13 protein-coding genes and 2 riboswitches are annotated in these 17199 nt (G+C 47.9%); of the genes, 6 read left to right on the plus strand and 7 right to left on the minus strand.

What is annotated here, in order from left to right; genetic code table 11:
* Window positions 1–13: 13 nt before the first annotated feature.
* From C1I60_RS05555 to C1I60_RS05565, 3 genes are all read right to left on the minus strand, one after another.
* Entirely contained in the window at window positions 14–1597 is a 1584-nt protein-coding gene (locus C1I60_RS05555; protein ID WP_137060834.1) for an ABC transporter substrate-binding protein, read from the minus strand.
* A gap of 226 nt (window positions 1598–1823) precedes the next feature.
* Window positions 1824–2017: riboswitch (cobalamin riboswitch) on the minus strand.
* Between the two features lie 664 nt (window positions 2018–2681).
* Entirely contained in the window at window positions 2682–3989 is a 1308-nt protein-coding gene (locus C1I60_RS05560) for a nucleobase:cation symporter-2 family protein (RefSeq protein WP_137060835.1), read from the minus strand.
* A complete protein-coding gene (locus tag C1I60_RS05565; RefSeq protein WP_137060836.1) occupies window positions 3983–4600 on the minus strand; it encodes a xanthine phosphoribosyltransferase in 618 nt (205 codons plus the stop codon). The genes C1I60_RS05560 and C1I60_RS05565 overlap by 7 nt, the downstream gene beginning before the upstream one ends.
* A gap of 150 nt (window positions 4601–4750) precedes the next feature.
* A riboswitch (purine riboswitch) is annotated at window positions 4751–4854 on the minus strand.
* Between the two features lie 328 nt (window positions 4855–5182).
* On the opposite strand from C1I60_RS05565, the gene rhaB reads away from it, so the two are divergent.
* The 5 genes from rhaB (at window position 5183) to C1I60_RS05590 (ending at window position 12513) form a co-directional block, all read left to right on the plus strand.
* Window positions 5183–6664, plus strand: a complete 1482-nt coding sequence (gene rhaB, locus C1I60_RS05570; protein ID WP_137060837.1) for a rhamnulokinase — start codon at window positions 5183–5185, stop codon at window positions 6662–6664.
* 12 nt (window positions 6665–6676) lie between these two features.
* The gene (gene rhaA, locus C1I60_RS05575) at window positions 6677–7933 is read left to right on the plus strand and encodes an L-rhamnose isomerase (RefSeq protein ID WP_137060838.1); all 1257 of its coding nucleotides are present in this window, start codon (window positions 6677–6679) and stop codon (window positions 7931–7933) included.
* Window positions 7934–7986: 53 nt separating this feature from the next.
* Complete coding sequence (gene rhaD, locus C1I60_RS05580) at window positions 7987–8832, plus strand: rhamnulose-1-phosphate aldolase (RefSeq protein WP_137060839.1); 846 nt, start codon at window positions 7987–7989, stop codon at window positions 8830–8832.
* Window positions 8833–9107: 275 nt separating this feature from the next.
* Window positions 9108–10004 (plus strand): helix-turn-helix domain-containing protein, encoded by an 897-nt coding sequence (locus C1I60_RS05585; protein WP_137060840.1) that lies wholly within the window; start codon window positions 9108–9110, stop codon window positions 10002–10004.
* A 205-nt stretch (window positions 10005–10209) separates the two neighbouring features.
* On the plus strand, window positions 10210–12513 hold the full coding sequence (locus tag C1I60_RS05590) for a GDYXXLXY domain-containing protein (RefSeq protein ID WP_170970753.1): 2304 nt from the start codon (window positions 10210–10212) through the stop codon (window positions 12511–12513).
* 211 nt (window positions 12514–12724) lie between these two features.
* On the opposite strand, the gene mmuM is transcribed toward C1I60_RS05590, so the two are convergent.
* Window positions 12725–13675, minus strand: a complete 951-nt coding sequence (gene mmuM / locus C1I60_RS05595) for a homocysteine S-methyltransferase (RefSeq protein WP_137060842.1) — start codon at window positions 13673–13675, stop codon at window positions 12725–12727.
* Between the two features lie 157 nt (window positions 13676–13832).
* Here mmuM and C1I60_RS05600 point away from each other — a divergent pair, with 157 nt between their 5' ends.
* On the plus strand, window positions 13833–14015 hold the full coding sequence (locus C1I60_RS05600) for a DUF2524 domain-containing protein (RefSeq protein ID WP_137060843.1): 183 nt from the start codon (window positions 13833–13835) through the stop codon (window positions 14013–14015).
* Between the two features lie 100 nt (window positions 14016–14115).
* Here the strand turns inward: C1I60_RS05600 and C1I60_RS05605 are convergent, their stop codons facing one another.
* From C1I60_RS05605 to rlmN, 3 genes are all read right to left on the minus strand, one after another.
* On the minus strand, window positions 14116–15048 hold the full coding sequence (locus C1I60_RS05605; protein ID WP_137060844.1) for a dihydroorotate dehydrogenase: 933 nt from the start codon (window positions 15046–15048) through the stop codon (window positions 14116–14118).
* Entirely contained in the window at window positions 15029–15730 is a 702-nt protein-coding gene (locus C1I60_RS05610) for a dihydroorotate dehydrogenase electron transfer subunit (protein WP_137060845.1), read from the minus strand. Before C1I60_RS05610 ends, C1I60_RS05605 begins: the two co-directional genes overlap by 20 nt.
* Window positions 15731–15887: 157 nt before the next feature.
* Entirely contained in the window at window positions 15888–16985 is a 1098-nt protein-coding gene (rlmN, locus tag C1I60_RS05615; protein ID WP_137060846.1) for a dual-specificity RNA methyltransferase RlmN, read from the minus strand.
* Window positions 16986–17199: the final 214 nt, after the last annotated feature.

The raw sequence follows: 17199 nt of genomic DNA on the forward strand, positions 1-17199 counted from the left end.
GGTATGCAGCCCGTTATTCCGCAATATCGGATTGCGCCGTAATGTAGTAATACTCAATCGGGTGCGGCGTAAAGCCCTCTACCCCTTTTTTCGCCCCAAATACATTATCAGGGTGAACAATAAACGACTGCGGCAAATCGGTATTAATGATATCCAGCGCTTGCAATGTCACGGCATTACGCTGTGCTGTATCCTTCGCCAGCTTCAAGCTGCCAAGAAGGTTCTCCAGCGGTTTGGAACTATAACGGCTTACATTGGCTTCGCTTTTAGAGGAATAAAACATGTCCATAAAATATTGCGGCTCCCCCGTATGGGCAGTCAGCATACTGTACATGGCAAAATCCCAATCGTTTTTGGTCAGCGTCTCGTCGATATTTTCTACCTTGCGGATCTTCACCTGGATGCCCTCTTTCAGCAGCTGGCTCTGAATCACCTCAGCCATGACCGAAAGCTCTGGACGCTGAGGGAAGGTCAGCAATGTAACCTCGAACGGCTTGCCTTGCTTGGTCCATGTACCTTGGGCATCCTTTTGCCAGCCGTCTTTTGTCAACAACTGCTCCGCCGTTCCGTCCAGCGCTTTACGTTCCACCTTGCCGAAGGGGAGAATGCTCGGGAATGGGCTGCTTGCCTCCGTACCATAGCCTCTCATGATCGCACTCACAATGGATGCACGCGGTATCAGGCTGTCCACTACTTTGCGGTTAACGGCATCCTTGAACACAGGCGACTCCATGTTATACACGATCATATGGGTGCGCAAAGAGGGAGCCGACAGCACTTGCAGCTTATCGTTCTTTTTCAATACCTCCGCGTTATCCACCGGAATATCGGTCGCTACATCTACTTCGCCGGATTGCAGCGCCAGCAGGCGCGAATTGCCATCCGTGATGAACTTCATCGTTGCTTCAGCCAGCCGGGCCTTCTCGCCCCAATATCCGTCATAACGTTCTACGACCAGTGATTGATCCTTGTTGAACGCTTTAATTTTAAAAACACCTGTCATCGCAGGGTAGCTCTGCTCATCCTTCATGGACGCTACATCCAGTACAATCGTGGATGGATCAGCCAGATTGGATACCAGCGCTGCATTCGGCTGGTTTGTCGTGATTTTCAACGCCAGCGGACCAGCTACATCAATGGACTTCACGTTCAGCAAATCCTTTGCCAGATGGCTTTTCTCGATGGATCGCAGCAGAGAAGCTTTTACTTTTTCCGCATCCATACTCTTTCCATCATGAAAGGTGACCTTATCCCGCAAGCTGAACGTCCAAACTGTGGGACTGTCCTGCTTCCATTCCTTGGCCAGCCAAGCCACTGGCTCCAGCTTTTCATTCAAACGGATAAGTGTCTCGCCTGCACCAGAACGCATAACATCCCAGCTATTATCGCCATGCGGGTCAACACCTGACGGCTTCCACGTATACGCCATCACCAGCTTTTTGTCCGTTTTGGCTTGTTGTGTCGATGTATTCTCACCCTTACCAGAGCTTTCCACCGTTTTATTGGTTGTGGAGCATCCCGCCAGAGCCATAACTGCCAGTAGCAGCAGCACCCCTGTACCTACGAACCATGAAGGCTTTTTACGATTGCTTATCATCTTATTTATCCCCCTCTGTCTTGTCATTCGCAAATATCTTGTCATTCACAAATACCTAGCGCAAAAAAAGCATCCCCGACCGCTTGATCAGCAGTCAGAAATGCTTTCATTATCAAATGCCAAAGCTCACCTCAAAGCCACCCCTCAAGCATAGAAGGGAACGGATCGGTTTCAGACATTCTGTATGCAGCACGCCCAACCACCTCCCCAGCATCCCGTGGGTCTGACAGTGATGTTAAAACAGGCAGGTCTCCTGACTTCAGGCTTATCTCTCAGGCCTTCCCGGTTCCTCACAGTTCCAGTGGCTGTTCTGAAAGCTCCAGCAAACCCCTGCTGATGCCTGTATACAGTGGCGGGTCCGTGTCGGAATCTACCGAACTTCCCTTTTAAGTGAACACGCTCTATCTACATAGTCTCAACGAAACCCTGTGCATAGAGTAGTCCGGCTCACACCTGTTTTCTTCCTTTATTCGTTTATATTACGATTTAGAACTATCTTATTTTGTTGTTACAGGCTTGTCAACAAATGTCGCATAATAATTCAAATTTTAATGATACAGCGGGGAGCAAAGCTATGGCTTTGCTTTGCGTGCACGCAATGGACGTGATAAAATTAAGTATAGAGATAACCACCGTTTCCGTATACTAAAAAGAGTCTTCGCCGCTACCAACGGCAAAGACTCTTAGGACTTGAAAGGCTTTGGATCACCACCACGGCGCGCTGCATAACTGAATGATAATGCAAACGAAACCCACCGTTAGGGGCCAACCTAATTACGCGGTGGGTTTTCGCTTGTTCCGAATTTTTTATACCATGCCCTTCCTACCGCTCTAACAATAGTTTGTAAGCCCACTTATGCTATCTATGGATTTACAAATATTTCAAGTAAGCGATTTGTTATGAAGGTAAAGTTTCTAATGATTTCACATCAAAAATCCAAACTCCAATCTTCATACAGGAAGAGGGTTTTATCAATAACTTCATGCTGCTGAACAAATAAATCATTCTGAATAACCCCATGCCAAAAAGCCGGAAAAAGAGGCTTACGTCCTCTCTCCGGCTGTCTTTACCTAACCCTAATCATTAAACCTTTTGCGGAACCTCCGCCACCGTCACACCTTTGACTGACTCGCCCTGTTTTTTCGTTAAAACGATGTTCAAGACAATCGCCGTAATGGAGCCGGATACGATACCATTTTGCAGCAGCATTTTGGCAAAGCTCGGCAGTTGGTCGAACATTTGGGGCAGCACGGCAGAGCCGAGGCCCACCGCAATACTGCATGCCGCGATCAGCAGATTACTTTCCTTCCGCAAGTCCACTTCTGACAAAATAGACATGCCCGATGCAGCAACCGAACCGAACATAACGATCATCGCCCCGCCCAGCACAGCATTAGGAATCACTGTCGTTAAGGCAGCCAGTTTGGGCAACAGACCCAGCACGACCATGATGCCACCCGCAGCAAAAATAACGTTCCGCGACTTGACGCGTGTCAGTGAGATCAGACCTACATTTTGCGAGAATGCCGTGTAAGGGAACGCATTAAAAATACCCCCGAGCATAATCGCAAGTCCTTCAGAGCGCAGCCCATTGACGATTTGCTTCTGCTCCACCTTTTGATCAATCGCCTTGCCTACCGCCAAGTAAACGCCCGTAGACTCGACCATACTGACAATGTTAACGATAATCATCGTACATACTGCCATAATGCTAAACTCAGGCTTGCCAAAATAAAACGGCTGCGCAATACTCACCCAAGACGCTTGCGCCACTGGAGCAAAATGCACCATCCCCATTGCATAAGCAACCACCGTGCCTGCAAACAAACCGATGAGCACAGAAATCGAGCGCAAAAAGCCTTTGGCCAACCGATTCACGAGCAGAATAACCAGCAAAGTAACTAACGCCAGCAGCAAATTACGCGGCTGTCCAAAATCCGCGCTGCCCTGACCCCCTGCTACGTTATTCATCGCCACCGGAATGAGGGACAGGCCGATAATCGTAACCACCGAACCCGTAACCACCGTCGGGAAAAAGCGTAGCAGCTTGCCATACAACGGTGCCGCGAGCACCACGAATATACCGGATAAAATAATGGCTCCGTACGCGGTCGCCAAATTCGAGGTCGACGCAATCGCAATAATTGGCCCCACCGCCGTAAACGTACAGCCCAGAATGACAGGCAATCTACTGCCGAAAAACCGCGTGCCCATAATCTGTAATAACGTAGCAATCCCGCAAGTGAACAAATCGGCAGCCACCAGATAGGCCATCTGGGCTGGTGTCAGATGCAATGCTCCCCCTACAATGAGAGGTACGGCAATCGCTCCAGCGTACATCGCCATCACATGCTGGAAGCCCAGTGCGAATAACTTTTGTTTGCTTAACATCCCACATTCTCCTTAACAGAAGAAATCACCGCACCCGCTTCTTCTATAAAATGAACCTCGCCCGGTGCCATGGAAGCGATACGTGCAAGAGAGCGTACGGCAATGCCTCTTTGTTCCAGCAGTCCACGGCCTTCCTGAAAGCTCTTTTCGATCACGCAGCCGACCCCGGCCAGTTTCGCTCCTGCTTCCTTCACAATATCCGTAAGTCCGACCAATGCTGCGCCAGTCGCCAGAAAATCATCCACGATCAGCACATGGTCGCTGGCATCGAGATATTTTTGGGAAATACTCACCTGATAGGTTTCCTGCCGTGTAAACGAGTGGACCTCAGCGAAGTAAACCTGCTCGTTCAGCGTGATGGCCTTCTTTTTCTTCGCATAGATAAACGGAACACCCAATGCAATGGCTGTAGCCATGGCAAACTGAATGCCGCTTGCTTCAATTGTAAGCACCTTTGTAATGGGAGCAGCGCCGAAAAGACGTGCGAACTCCTTACCAATCTCCAGCGCCAATGCTGTATCTACCTGATGGTTCAAAAATGAATCTACCTTTAATACCGTGTCGGATAAAATCTGTCCCTCTTGACGAATACGTTCCTCCAAAACTTTCATGATGCGGGTATCGCTCCTTCTTTACTATAAAATAAACCTGCCAAAACCAAAAAAGGACAGGCTCTCTTGAGTTGTTTCTCAAGTGAAGCCTGTCCCTGGGGTTGTAGTCCCTGACGGATGAGCGCACAAATAAATGCCGCATTCATCCGAAGCCGATGCGCTATCACTCATAGTCGGACGATTACTGTGGTCGTCCGGTAGAAACTTTTGGGCCATATCCCCAATATTATACGAGTCATATGAAATTGATACCTTGTATACTACACCCTCTGGCGGGCGGTTTCAAGACTATTTTTCATACAGACAGCGGCACTTGAAGAACATTCCACAATTCGAACATTACAAAACATCGTCCCCCTCCGATTAAGGCACAAATATTGTAGAAAACGGATATTAATGCACATAAAACCACACAAACAATATTATATTTTATTTATAATTTGAAAAACAAAAATAAAACCATATATTTAACTTCCGTTTATGTTGACTACACAGAAAAACGGAAGTAGTATTGAATTATATAAGATATAAAGAGGCAGGAGCTTCAACTGCCATGACTTCACCCGCGTAAGGAGATTTTATATGGATAACTATCTTGCTGTTGATATTGGGGCTTCAAGCGGAAGACTCGTAAGTGCAACCCTGCAAGGTGGCCAGCTTCACTTGGAAGAGCTTCACAGGTTCGGCAACTCCTTTACGGAAAGGGACGGACATGATTACTGGAATGTCGATGATCTGTTTGACGAGATCATAAAAGGACTGCAAAAAGCCAAACAGAAGGGGATTCATTCCTGCACGCTTGGCATAGATACATGGGCTGTAGATTACGTCCTGCTGGATCAGGAAGGCCGTCGCATTCATGATATATACGCCTATCGCGATGCACGAACTCTTCATGCACCTGAAAGGCTGCACCGGCTCATAAGCAGAGAAGATGTATATGAGAAGACAGGCATTCAGGAGCTGAACTTTAACACGCTGTATCAACTGTTCGTCCATGGTCGGGAGCAGCTTGCCCAAGCGGATAAAATACTGATGGTTCCCGATTATCTGTACTACCGCCTTACAGGCATCATGATGAACGAAACGACAAATGCATCTACCATGCAGCTTTTAAATGTGAAAACCCGGGAGTTGGATGAAGAACTATTGGCCCTGCTCCAGCTTCGCCGTAATCAATTTGCAGCGCTTACCGAGCCTGGTCAGACTCTGGGTGCAATTTTACCGGAGCTTGTTCAGCAGTACGATCTTCCAGACTGCCAACTCATCGTCGTGCCTACACACGATACAGCCTCAGCTGTGGCGGGTGTTCCGTCGAAGCGGGAAGAATCGTGGGCCTATATTAGCAGCGGAACGTGGTCACTTCTGGGTATGGAGCGGCAACAAGCCTTGAATACCAAGGCAGCCATGCAGGCGAACTACACCAATGAGTGGGGAGCTTACGATACGTACCGTTTTCTGAAAAACATTATGGGCCTATGGATGATTCAGGAGGTAAGAAGAGAGGGCGGTTCCGCTCTTAGCTTTGCCGAATTGGCCCAACTGGCTTCGGCAGAAATGCCGTTTGCCAGTCTCGTTCTCTGCAACCTGCCCGCATTTTTAAACCCGGATAGCATGACTCTTGAAATTCAACGATTCTGCGAGGAAACGGGGCAACACGTTCCCCGGACACCAGGTTCGCTCGCCCGCTGTATTTTCGACAGCCTGGCCTTGAGCTACCGGGATGCCTTACATGAGCTACAGCGTTTAACAAACGAAACGGTTACCCAATTGCACATTGTCGGCGGAGGCGCTAACAACGAGTTATTATGTCAGCTAACAGCCGATCTTTTGGGGATTGAGGTTCACGCTGGACCTTCCGAATCTACGGCCATCGGTAATATTGTCGTACAGCTCATCAGCACGGGTGCTCTTGAGGATCTCCAGGCTGCTGGCAGCGTCATTGCCCAATCCTTCCCGACTCAGTTATATCAGCCGAGGACAGTGGATGGACTGGGAGAAGTTCTGGATCGCTGGGAAAATCTCAGGAAGCAAACAGCGTCCTCTATTCAGATATCTCGATAAAGGAGTAAACCCATGAATCAAGCCATTGAAGCCAGTTATAACGAAGCGAAAAAGCTGTATGCCCGCCACGGTATTCAGGTGGATGACGTTTTACAGAAGCTTTCAGAGATCAAAATATCATTACACTGCTGGCAGGGAGATGATGTTCAGGGGTTCCTGTTCAAAGACAAACAGCTTAGCGGGGGCATTGCTGTAACAGGCAGCTACCTGGGCAGAGCAGGTACACCGGATGAATTACGTCAGGATTTAGAGAAAGCACTGTCGCTCATTCCGGGTCAACACAAGGTCAATCTGCATGCAATCTATGCGGATACCACAGAACAAGTGGATCTGGATCAATTGGAGCCGCGCCATTTTCAGAACTGGGTAGACTGGGCCAAACAGCAGGGATTGGGGCTTGATTTTAACCCCACCTTGTTCTCCCATCCCAAAGCGGAAGACGGCTTCACGCTGAGCCACAAGGACCCTGAAATTCGCAATTTCTGGATCACACACTGTAAAAAATCACGCAGGATTGCAGAGTATTTTGGAAAAGAGCTTGGTCAGCCATGTGTTACCAACCACTGGATGCCGGATGGTTACAAGGATACCCCCGTTGACCGCTTGGCTCCAAGAGAACGCCTTAGAGATTCTCTGGACGAGATTTTCAGTGAAAAAATCAGTGAAGAATACAACATAGACGCAGTTGAAAGCAAGCTATTCGGCATCGGTTCGGAAAGCTATGTCGTCGGCTCGCATGAATTCTATATGGGTTATGCGCTGACGCGGGGTAAATCCATTTGTCTCGATTCCGGTCACTTCCATCCGACTGAAGTCATTTCAAATAAACTGTCTTCCGTGCTGATGTTCACCAATCAATTATTGCTCCACGTCAGCAGACCCGTCCGCTGGGACAGCGATCATGTGGTGACCATGGACGACGAATTACTCGACATTGCTCGTGAGCTGGTTCGCGGAGAATTGCTTTCCCGAACCCATATCGGCCTTGATTTCTTTGACGGTAGCATCAATCATGTAGCTGCATGGGTCATCGGAACACGCAACACGATCAAAGCGCTGCTTCGCGCTATGCTGGAACCGATTGAAGCATTGAAGCAGGCTGAAGAGGAACGGGACTTTACCACTCGTCTTGCCCTGGTCGAAGAATTTAAATCGTATCCGTTCGGGGCCATCTGGGATTACTATTGCGCTCAAAACGGTGTCCCCGTTCGTGAAGAATGGCTGGCCGAAGCGAAAAACTATGAACAACAGGTACTGCTGAAACGGTAACTACCGCATGTATAAGCTTGAATGTTTAAATCATCCAAAGGGAGAGATCACCCATGACTACAGTGTTGGAGAATCATAAAGAACGGAAATCGGAACTGGATATCCCATTCGTCCGCGAGATGGCGGAAATTACGCAAAACATGTGGAAATTCGGCTGGGATGAGCGTAACGGAGGGAATGTCAGTTATATTCTGGATGAAGCAGAGGTAGCCAAATATCTTGATATTCATCATGCTATTCGTACAATCAAACCTGCTTTTCCTGTGAATGAGCTGGCAGGCAAATACTTTATCGTCACTGGATCAGGCAAATATTTCAAGAACGTCCTTGCCGATCCTGAAGCCAATTTAGGCGTCCTTCGTGTCTCGCAGGATGGCGAGCAATTGGAAGTCTTGTGGGGCCTCAAGCATGATGCAGTACCTACCAGCGAATTGCCGTCTCATTTTATGAGCCACATTGAGCGCTTGAAGGTTGATCCTAACCATCGTGTTGTGATTCATAATCATGCCACCCATGTCATTGCCATGACCTTCATTCATAGTCTGGACGAAAACCAGTTCACCAAAACACTGTGGGAAATGTGTACCGAATGTATTGTCGTCTTCCCAGACGGTATCGGCGTAATCCCTTGGATGGTACCGGGCTCAAGCGAAATCGGCCGCGAAACGGCCAAAAAAATGAAGGATCATCACGCCGTATTATGGCCTCATCACGGTATTTTCGGAACAGGCAGCTCCATTGATGAAGCGTTTGGCCTGATTGAGACGATTGAAAAAGCGGCGCAAATTTATATGCTCATTGCTAAGCATGATATCCAGCAGCGGATTACGGATCAGGAATTGGCGGATCTGGCTAAAGCCTTTAACGTTATTCCAAAAGAAGGAATCCTGAACGTATAAACATAGGCTAACCTCATAGCTCACAACTTAAAAAGCTCCACGGCTTGTCTCAAACCAGCCATGGAGCTTTTGTTATACCTACCGGAATTACACTTTATGTCTCCCGTATAGCCCAATCCGTCAACTGGTTCAAGGACAGCGTCCTCCATCAGTGGGTTATGCAGAAGTTTTGATTTTATAACCCTAAATTCCAATGAATTAACTTGTAATTATCCATTCCTTTATATACAATAAAATCAAAACCCCCTTATCTCCACCAAAGGAGAGGTGACATTATTGTGAAAAGAGTAAAGAACGAAGATCACTTCGACATTGTGGAAGATCATTATTTCACAGCTACTGAATTGGAAAAATCCAGCGCAATATGGCCAGTCAGGCTCGGTATGGATATTTCCAAGACCAGTTGTCATGTCGGCCCCAAGGCTGTGCCATATTTCTATTTGATTTTTGTGCTTGATGGTCAGGCTGAGTTTATTTATAAGCAAAAGAAATATCATGTGCAAAAGTCCGACCTGTTCTGCTTCTTCCCGCATCTTGCACATGAATATTACACGGAACAGGATAACCCGTTGCAAAAGGTATGGATTGGTTTTGAGGGACCCCAATCCCTTTCACTGCTGGAGCGAATCGGGATTAAGCCCTGTACGCCTTTTTTGGCCAACGCAGTAAGCGAGGAAGTCACTGGACTCATCTCGAATTTGTTTTCCATTGTAAATGACAACAGCAGACGTGACCGCGATCTCTCGCGTCTGATTACACTGCACCAGATTTTCGAGGAGCTGTCCCGCAACACATCGGACACGCTGCGCAACTATGTATGCTCTGACTATTGGCTACAACAGGGGAAAGATTATATTGATATGCACTATTGTGACCGCATTACGATTGAACAGATTGCCGAGCATGTAGGCGTGGATCGCGCGCATTTTTCACGCAAATTCCATTCCACCTTCCTGATTTCCCCCGCCAAGTATTTGCAAAACCTCAAAATCGATGAGGCCAAAAGATTGCTGGAGCAAACGACTTACAATTTGTCGATCATTGCCCAGTCCATCGGCTACACGGATATGTCCACCTTTTCCAAGGCATTTAAGAAAACAGCCGGGATTCCGCCGCGTGAGCATCGGTTCCGGCATCAAGCCCGGCAAAAATTTCGCACTGCCAACGCTTAGCATGTAGCGAGATATGGAAGTGTACGGATAAACACCACTTGGATAATAGCATGGATATACTTGCATGGGGTTCAGCAGCGCTACAGGAGAACAACCGTGTACGGTAGCTCTCCTTTTTTATGACCTGATCCTAATTCCTGCTTGGTTCTCAGACCTTTCAACGCTATAATAGGCATCAAACCAACAGGAAAGGTACGTGAAACGAATGCTGCGATTCAATGCGATACGTACGGGCTATCTGCTGGGCATCTCACTGGTACTGGCCGCGATTATTTATTTTTTCGCCTCCAATTGGGGTGGACTGGATCGGACGGTCAAAATTGTGCTGGCTGCTGCGCTTATCGTTCTGTTCTATGGCTTGTCCTTTGTATTTGCACGTATACGCTCTATTCCCGGTCAGCCAGCCTTTCTGTCGAATATATTTCTGGTAGCTGGCTGTATAGCCTTTGGCGTTTCCGTGGCGTTGCTTGGTCAAATATACAATTCCCACGCGGACAGTTACGGATTGTTCTTGATTTGGTCGGTTCCGGCTCTGCTGTTAAGCTGGATTACACGCTACAATCCTTTTTATATACTGTCCTATGTATTAATTCATCTCGGTTTGTGGCTTTATTTTTACCCTACGATGCAAAGTACGTCTTATAGCGAACTGGAGTCACTGTCCATTGCCGGAGTGTTCGCACTGGTCAATCTGGTGTTGTTTCTATTGACATTACTCCATCGCCCAAATTCTAGACCGCTAAAATATATGAGCTTTATCGTTTTCCATATTGCCATGCTGACGATGACTAACTCTTTTGCATTGGATGAATATGGTCTCGTTATGAACATACCATGTATCGCTGTAATCGCTATTGCATTTTATGTGTTTACCAAGGTGCGACTAAGTAAAACGCTGCTCACCTTGAATGCATTGGCGACCTCCGCTTTTGCTGTCTTTAAATTTATCGAGCTGGCGGAAGCGTACTCTTCATCGCTGTTCTTTGTCTTTGGGTTGATTTTTGTGGCCCTGCTGTTGACGGGTAATGTATGGTTTTTCCGTTATTTGAATCGTTTGGGGAAAACACCGCCGGAAGCTGGGGAAATATCCAACGAGAATAAAGGGGATATCGCAAAATCCGATACGGAGACAACGGGCATCAGTACATCAAAGACTGAGACAACCGTTCCCGAGGAACGTAGCAGTGAATGGATCAGCAAAACCGTTTCCCGCATGATCAAGGTAGTCGGAGTGCTGATCGGAAGTATATCCCTGATCGGATTGATTAGCATTAGCACGAATGTAAATCACACCGAATATGTACTGTTGGGTGTCTCTTTGCTGCTTATGGTTTCGATGATTGTTATTCCCGACTCCAAGCTGGATTCTGTCATACGTTATACCTTGCTGACGATCAGCTATATTACAGGCTGGGTAGCCATTCTCTGGTCAGATCAGACGTTGCTTTCGGTACTGTTTTTGATCGTTTCTATTGTAGGATGGTTTCGTTCCAAAGGGAAAAGGCAACTCTTTTTCACCTATACCATTGTAAACCTGAATTTGGCGACCATTCTATTTCAGCAGTTTCAGGAGTGGGATTCTTGGAACTGGTCCTTTGAGTACATTATCCTCACTCTTTTCTTGGTCAATGCTGTGCTGTATGCAGCAAGTTATTTTATACCCAAGACGGCATCGCGGAAATACCTTCGGGATAGCTCCTTATTTTTCAGCCTGCTGTTTATGTTGTGGGCGACCTTTTTCGAGGATGTCATTCCACACTCTTATGTGCTGATTAACATTCTTTATTTCGTTATCGTTACAGGTATGGTCTTTGCCTTCATCCGACTAAAACAAAAATCGGAGGTCTTCACAAGCGTAGCGTTCTGGTTTATTTTTATTGGCTTCAAATACTATGATTTGTTGTGGACGCTACTGTATAAGTCCTTTACGCTGGCGCTGCTGGGTATCATTGCACTCGGAACTACGTGGTGGGCGGATCGGCGGATGGCCCATAGCGGCAAGACAGCGTTTGAGGCCGACCACCGCAGCTTTAGCTTCATGCGCTTAAGCCCGCTGCTGATCGCTGTAGTCATCGTGCTACAGCTCGGTGTGATCGGCTATCAGACCGTGAGAAGTGAAACTCTGCTTGCCACAGGCACTTCCATCAAGCTCAAACTAGCCCCTGTAGACCCTCGCTCTCTGTTACAAGGCGATTATGTCATGCTGAATTACGATATCTCTACCCCTTTTTCGCAGGACAATTGGAATCAGGGCAAGGTTAAAGTCGTGCTTGTTCCGAGTAGCCAAGGAGTATACACCGTTGATCGACTGTATCAGGATGGTGACAAGCTTGCCAATCATGAGGTTATTCTAAATGGAAAATGGAATGGTTCACGTATTCAGTACGGTATTGAGAATTATTTCATCCCTGAGGGCGCCGGGCGTAATGTTGAACAGAACGCTCATTATGCCTACATTCGGGTAAGTCAGAACGGGGATGCGTTGCTGGAACGGCTGTCAGACAGTTAACCGGAGATCATGGAGCACATCGTACCCAGTGGGGTCTTATCCTGCTGTTGTACGTCACACCTGATGCGAAGACCCAGTCGTCATTATAAAAACAGGCTGAACCAACCCCCTCCATTGCTGGAGAGCCACTTGGTTCAGCCTGTTTACTTTTACAGGACAGTCGAAGGACGTCCCTTATGGATTACCTTCTTCATCCTTCGCTCAGCCCTGCTTATGCGTCTCTCGACCATGCTACAATCCCTTGGATATCCTCAGGCTGAGTCCGGCAACAGCCACCAATCAGACGGGCTCCTGCTTCATACCATTGGCGAGCACTCTGCCCGAACGTCCCGGTACAGCTCGTACCGTGCCATGTCTTGGTAACCGGGTCATATTCCTCCCCCAGATTGGGATACACCACCACGGGCTTATCTGTATGACTGCGTATTTCGTGGATGAGCGATGGAATGTATTGCGGCAAAGTACAATTAATGCCCACAGCAGCCACTTGCTCATGTTCATCCAGCCATTCGGCGCACGCAGCGGCAGACTCTCCATTGCTGATGTGCTGCCCATCCTTTGCACTAAAGCTGATCCAGGCATAGGTGCCGGGAAATTCCTTTAGCAATCGCGCGATGGCCTTGGCTTCGACCAGACATGGTATGGTTTCACAGGCCAAAATGTCCGCGCCCGCCTCGATCAGTGCTTTCATACGCGGTCTGTGGAACTTCACAAGCTGTTCCTCGCTCAGCGTATAATCACCGCGATATTCTGAACCATCCGCCAAAAACGCCCCGTAGGGGCCGACGGAGGCCGCGACCAGCGGTTTGGGACGCTGCTGCTGTTGTTTTGCACCAGCCGTCATGTCTGCCCAAAATTCATCCCGTGCCTGTACGGCAATCCGTACCGAGGACTGAATCAACTCCAGCGCTTCATTTTCGCTTAAACCCCGTTTGACGTAGCCTTCAACGGTAGCCTGATAGCTCGCGGTGATCGCGCAGTCTGCCCCCGCTTCGAAATAGTCTCTATGCACACGCTTGATAGACTCCGGGTGCTCATGAAGTATTTTAGCCGACCATAAGCTGTCGTTCAGATCATGCCCGTGACGCTCCAGTTCCGTAGCCATTGCTCCATCTAGCACGATCAGCGGAAATTCACCCAGTATATGCTGTATCGGATTCATAGGTTCCTCCTGCTTGTTTCCTCTATTTAACCCACTGATTAAGTTGGAATTAATTCCTTATATTATAGCCTCTATCTGAAATAAAACAATATGCTGAATAAGGAAGAATTAATTCTCCATAATAAGGACGTATACCTAACCAAATGGAGGACATCGGATGATTGACAATCTCGAGAGTAATTACAACTGCGCCAATGCAGGGCAGGATCTTCATCAGCTCAAACAGGAACTCGCTGCGCTTCAGGAACAAGATGTTAACGACCAAGCTTCCAAGGAAGCCATTCATCGGCTGGAAAACCAAATTTCGTTCATCTTGAACAAATGCGATATTAACCACTAGTTGAGCTTGGCTGTTTCGGTACAATAAAAATACAAAACCGGCTTGCCTTAGAAGACAAGCCGGTTTTGTATGCTTAAGTTTATACAATGGGGTACGAAATTCACAAGATTCCCCGTATCTCATCCAACGACTGCACCTTTTCCCGCTGCATCCATTGTTCAAGACCGTAGACCAGTTCGGCTCCTGCTTGCAAGTGGACAAAATTGTACGTTCCCACCTGAATCGCAGCCGCTCCTGCCATCGTAAATTCGATAATATCCTCCACCGAGCTGATGCCCCCCATCCCGATTACCGGAATGGATACCGCCTGCGCCACCTGATGAACCATGCGCAAGGCAATCGGCTTGATTGCGGGACCGGAAAGACCTGCATACGTGTTGGCGAAGACACTCCGGCGCCGACGTATATCAATTTTCATCGCAGAAAATGTATTGATCAGCGAGACGCCGTCTGCGCCTTCTTCCTCGCACATGACCGCCATCTGCGTAATATTCTCTGCATTTGGGGACAGCTTCACGACCAGCGGAAGCGCCGTTACATTGCGCACCTGCCGTACTACGTCCCGCGCCACCTCCGTCTGGATGCCGAATTGCATTCCACCCTGCTTAACATTGGGACAGGAAATGTTCAGTTCCAGCATATCGACGCCTCTGCGGTTCATTGTGCGCCGTTTTTGCGCATTTTCCGTAATCATGGCTACGGCCTGAACATACTCCTCCAGATTGGAGCCACCCACGTTAGCAATTACAGCCGTGTTCCAGCGCGTCATATCATCCAGCTCATCCTTCAAAAAGGCCGCGACACCCGGATTTTCCAGTCCTACACTATTGAGCATACCGGAAGCTGTTTCATGTATGCGTGATCCGGTATTACCAGCCTTCGGATGAAGGGTTAATCCCTTGCCGACGATGCCCCCCAACAGTTCTGGAGAGTAAAATTCCGCATACTCACGTCCAAAGCCAAATGTACCAGATGCCATGATGATCGGATTCTTGAACGGCACGCCCGCAATATTACACGCCATGGAGATCATCAAAATCCACCTCCTCTACCGGGAATACAGGCCCTTCCTTACACACCCTCTTATTACCTCCACGGGTATGCATGGTGCAGCCCAAACATGCGCCAATACCACAGGCCATATGTCTTTCTGTTGAAATATATAAACGGGACGACGAGCCTTCTGTCTTCTCCGCAAGCGCTTGTAGCATTGGAGTTGGCCCGCAGGAAAACATATTCACATAGCGAGCCGGATCGACCTTTTCGACGATGCTTCCCCCTACACGAACCTGCACAGATGCTGCCGCAGCTTCAAAAGCATCCACCCCAAAGGCTTGCTGTGCAAATCCCAAATAAACATGTGCATGCGGATAATGCTTTGCAGCCAGCAGCAAGGGGGCCGTGCCCATACCACCGCCAACTAACGCCAAGCTGCCTTCTACCTGAGGAAAACCGTTGCCGAAAGGCCCATCCAACTGAATCTCCTGCCCCGGCTGCAACTGGGAAAACAGGCTTGTCCCTTCTCCAACAACTCGATATAAAAAGGAAATGTCCTCATCCCCGATATCGTAAATGCTGATAGGTCTAGGTAGCAAAGGGTAACCAGTTCCGCTGCGCAGCATGTAAAACTGGCCCATTTCCCCTTTAAAGGTTCCCTCTATTTTCATCACATAAATGCCCGGAACGAGCGCCACATTCGAAATTACGTTAGCCATATAACCCCTCCACTAACCACTCACTATAACGTAAAAACAGCCATGATTACGTGACTATTTTCACATTTATAGACTAAGTTAGGTATGAGTGCTTTTCCTTCTCCTCAAGAATCCAGGCATAAAAAAGCGTACTCCTGTTAAAGAGTACGCTTCTGTATTAACTAATCGCTTCGCGTTCCGGATTGCGACTACCTTTTGCATCCTTGCGGATTTGCTTGCTGCGCAACTGTCCGCAAGCCGCGTCAATGTCGACTCCATGCTCCAGCCGAACACTACAGCTAATGCCTTGTTTTTTCAGAACATCATAGAAGCCCGTAATCGACTCCGACTCACTCCGCTGGTATTGGCTATGCTCATCCACCGGATTGTATGGAATCAGGTTTACATTTGCCAAATTGCGACGGTGGCCTACCAACTCAGCCAACTCTAGCGCATGTTCTTTGGTATCATTAACATCCTTCAGCAAAATATACTCCAGCGTAATCCTACGATTTGTTTTATCCAGATAGTAATCAATCGCCTGCATCAGCTTCTCAATCGGAATCGCCCGATTAATCTTCATGATGCGGGTGCGAGTCTCATTATTCGGCGCATGGAGGGAAATCGCCAAATTGACATGCAGATCGGAATCAGCAAATTCAATAATTTTATCGGCAAGTCCGCTCGTGGACACTGTAATATGACGCGGACCAATCGCCAGCCCTTTGTGATCCTTAATGACCCGGATAAAGTCGGACAGGTTCACAAAGTTATCAAACGGCTCGCCAATCCCCATCACTACGACGTGACTGACCTGGTCGCCCGGACGTTCCTGATCCAGATACAACTGCACCTTCATAATCTGCTCGACAATTTCACCGCTAGACAGGTCACGGCTCTTCTTCAACAGCCCGCTCGCGCAAAAGCTGCACCCGATGTTACAGCCCACCTGCGTTGTCACACATACCGATAGCCCAAACTTGTGCCGCATCAATACCGTCTCTATCAGATTCCCATCCTGAAGACGGAACAAGAATTTGACCGTCCCATCCGCTGACTGTTGCTTCACATGCTCTTCCAGTGTTTCAATTGGAAAATGCTCTGCCAACAGGCGGGTACAGTTCTCATGAACCTCCGTCATTGCGGCAAAATCAGTAATCCGTTTCCGATAAAGTGCGTCCCATACCTGCAACGCCCGGGATTTCTTATGTCCACGCTCGATGAGCCATGCTGTCAACTGATCTAGTGTTAATCCATAAATGGATTCTTTTTTCATGTTCGATCCTCTTTTCAAAACGTTAAAATTCGTCTCAGCCATCATTGCATCATAGCATGTTTAAGCAGTCTTCGCTATTTAAACGCTTCTTTCATTGTCCCAAATTTTAATTATGAACACAAGAGGGAGAGACGAATTGTATCTTCCAAAATTTCAGTATGAAATTCCGACTTGAAACAGAATATAGGTCCCATTAAACTAGGCGACAGAGTCT

Origin of the sequence: Paenibacillus terrae (genome assembly GCF_005217525.1) — a bacterium.
Taxonomy (GTDB): domain Bacteria; phylum Bacillota; class Bacilli; order Paenibacillales; family Paenibacillaceae; genus Paenibacillus; species Paenibacillus terrae_C.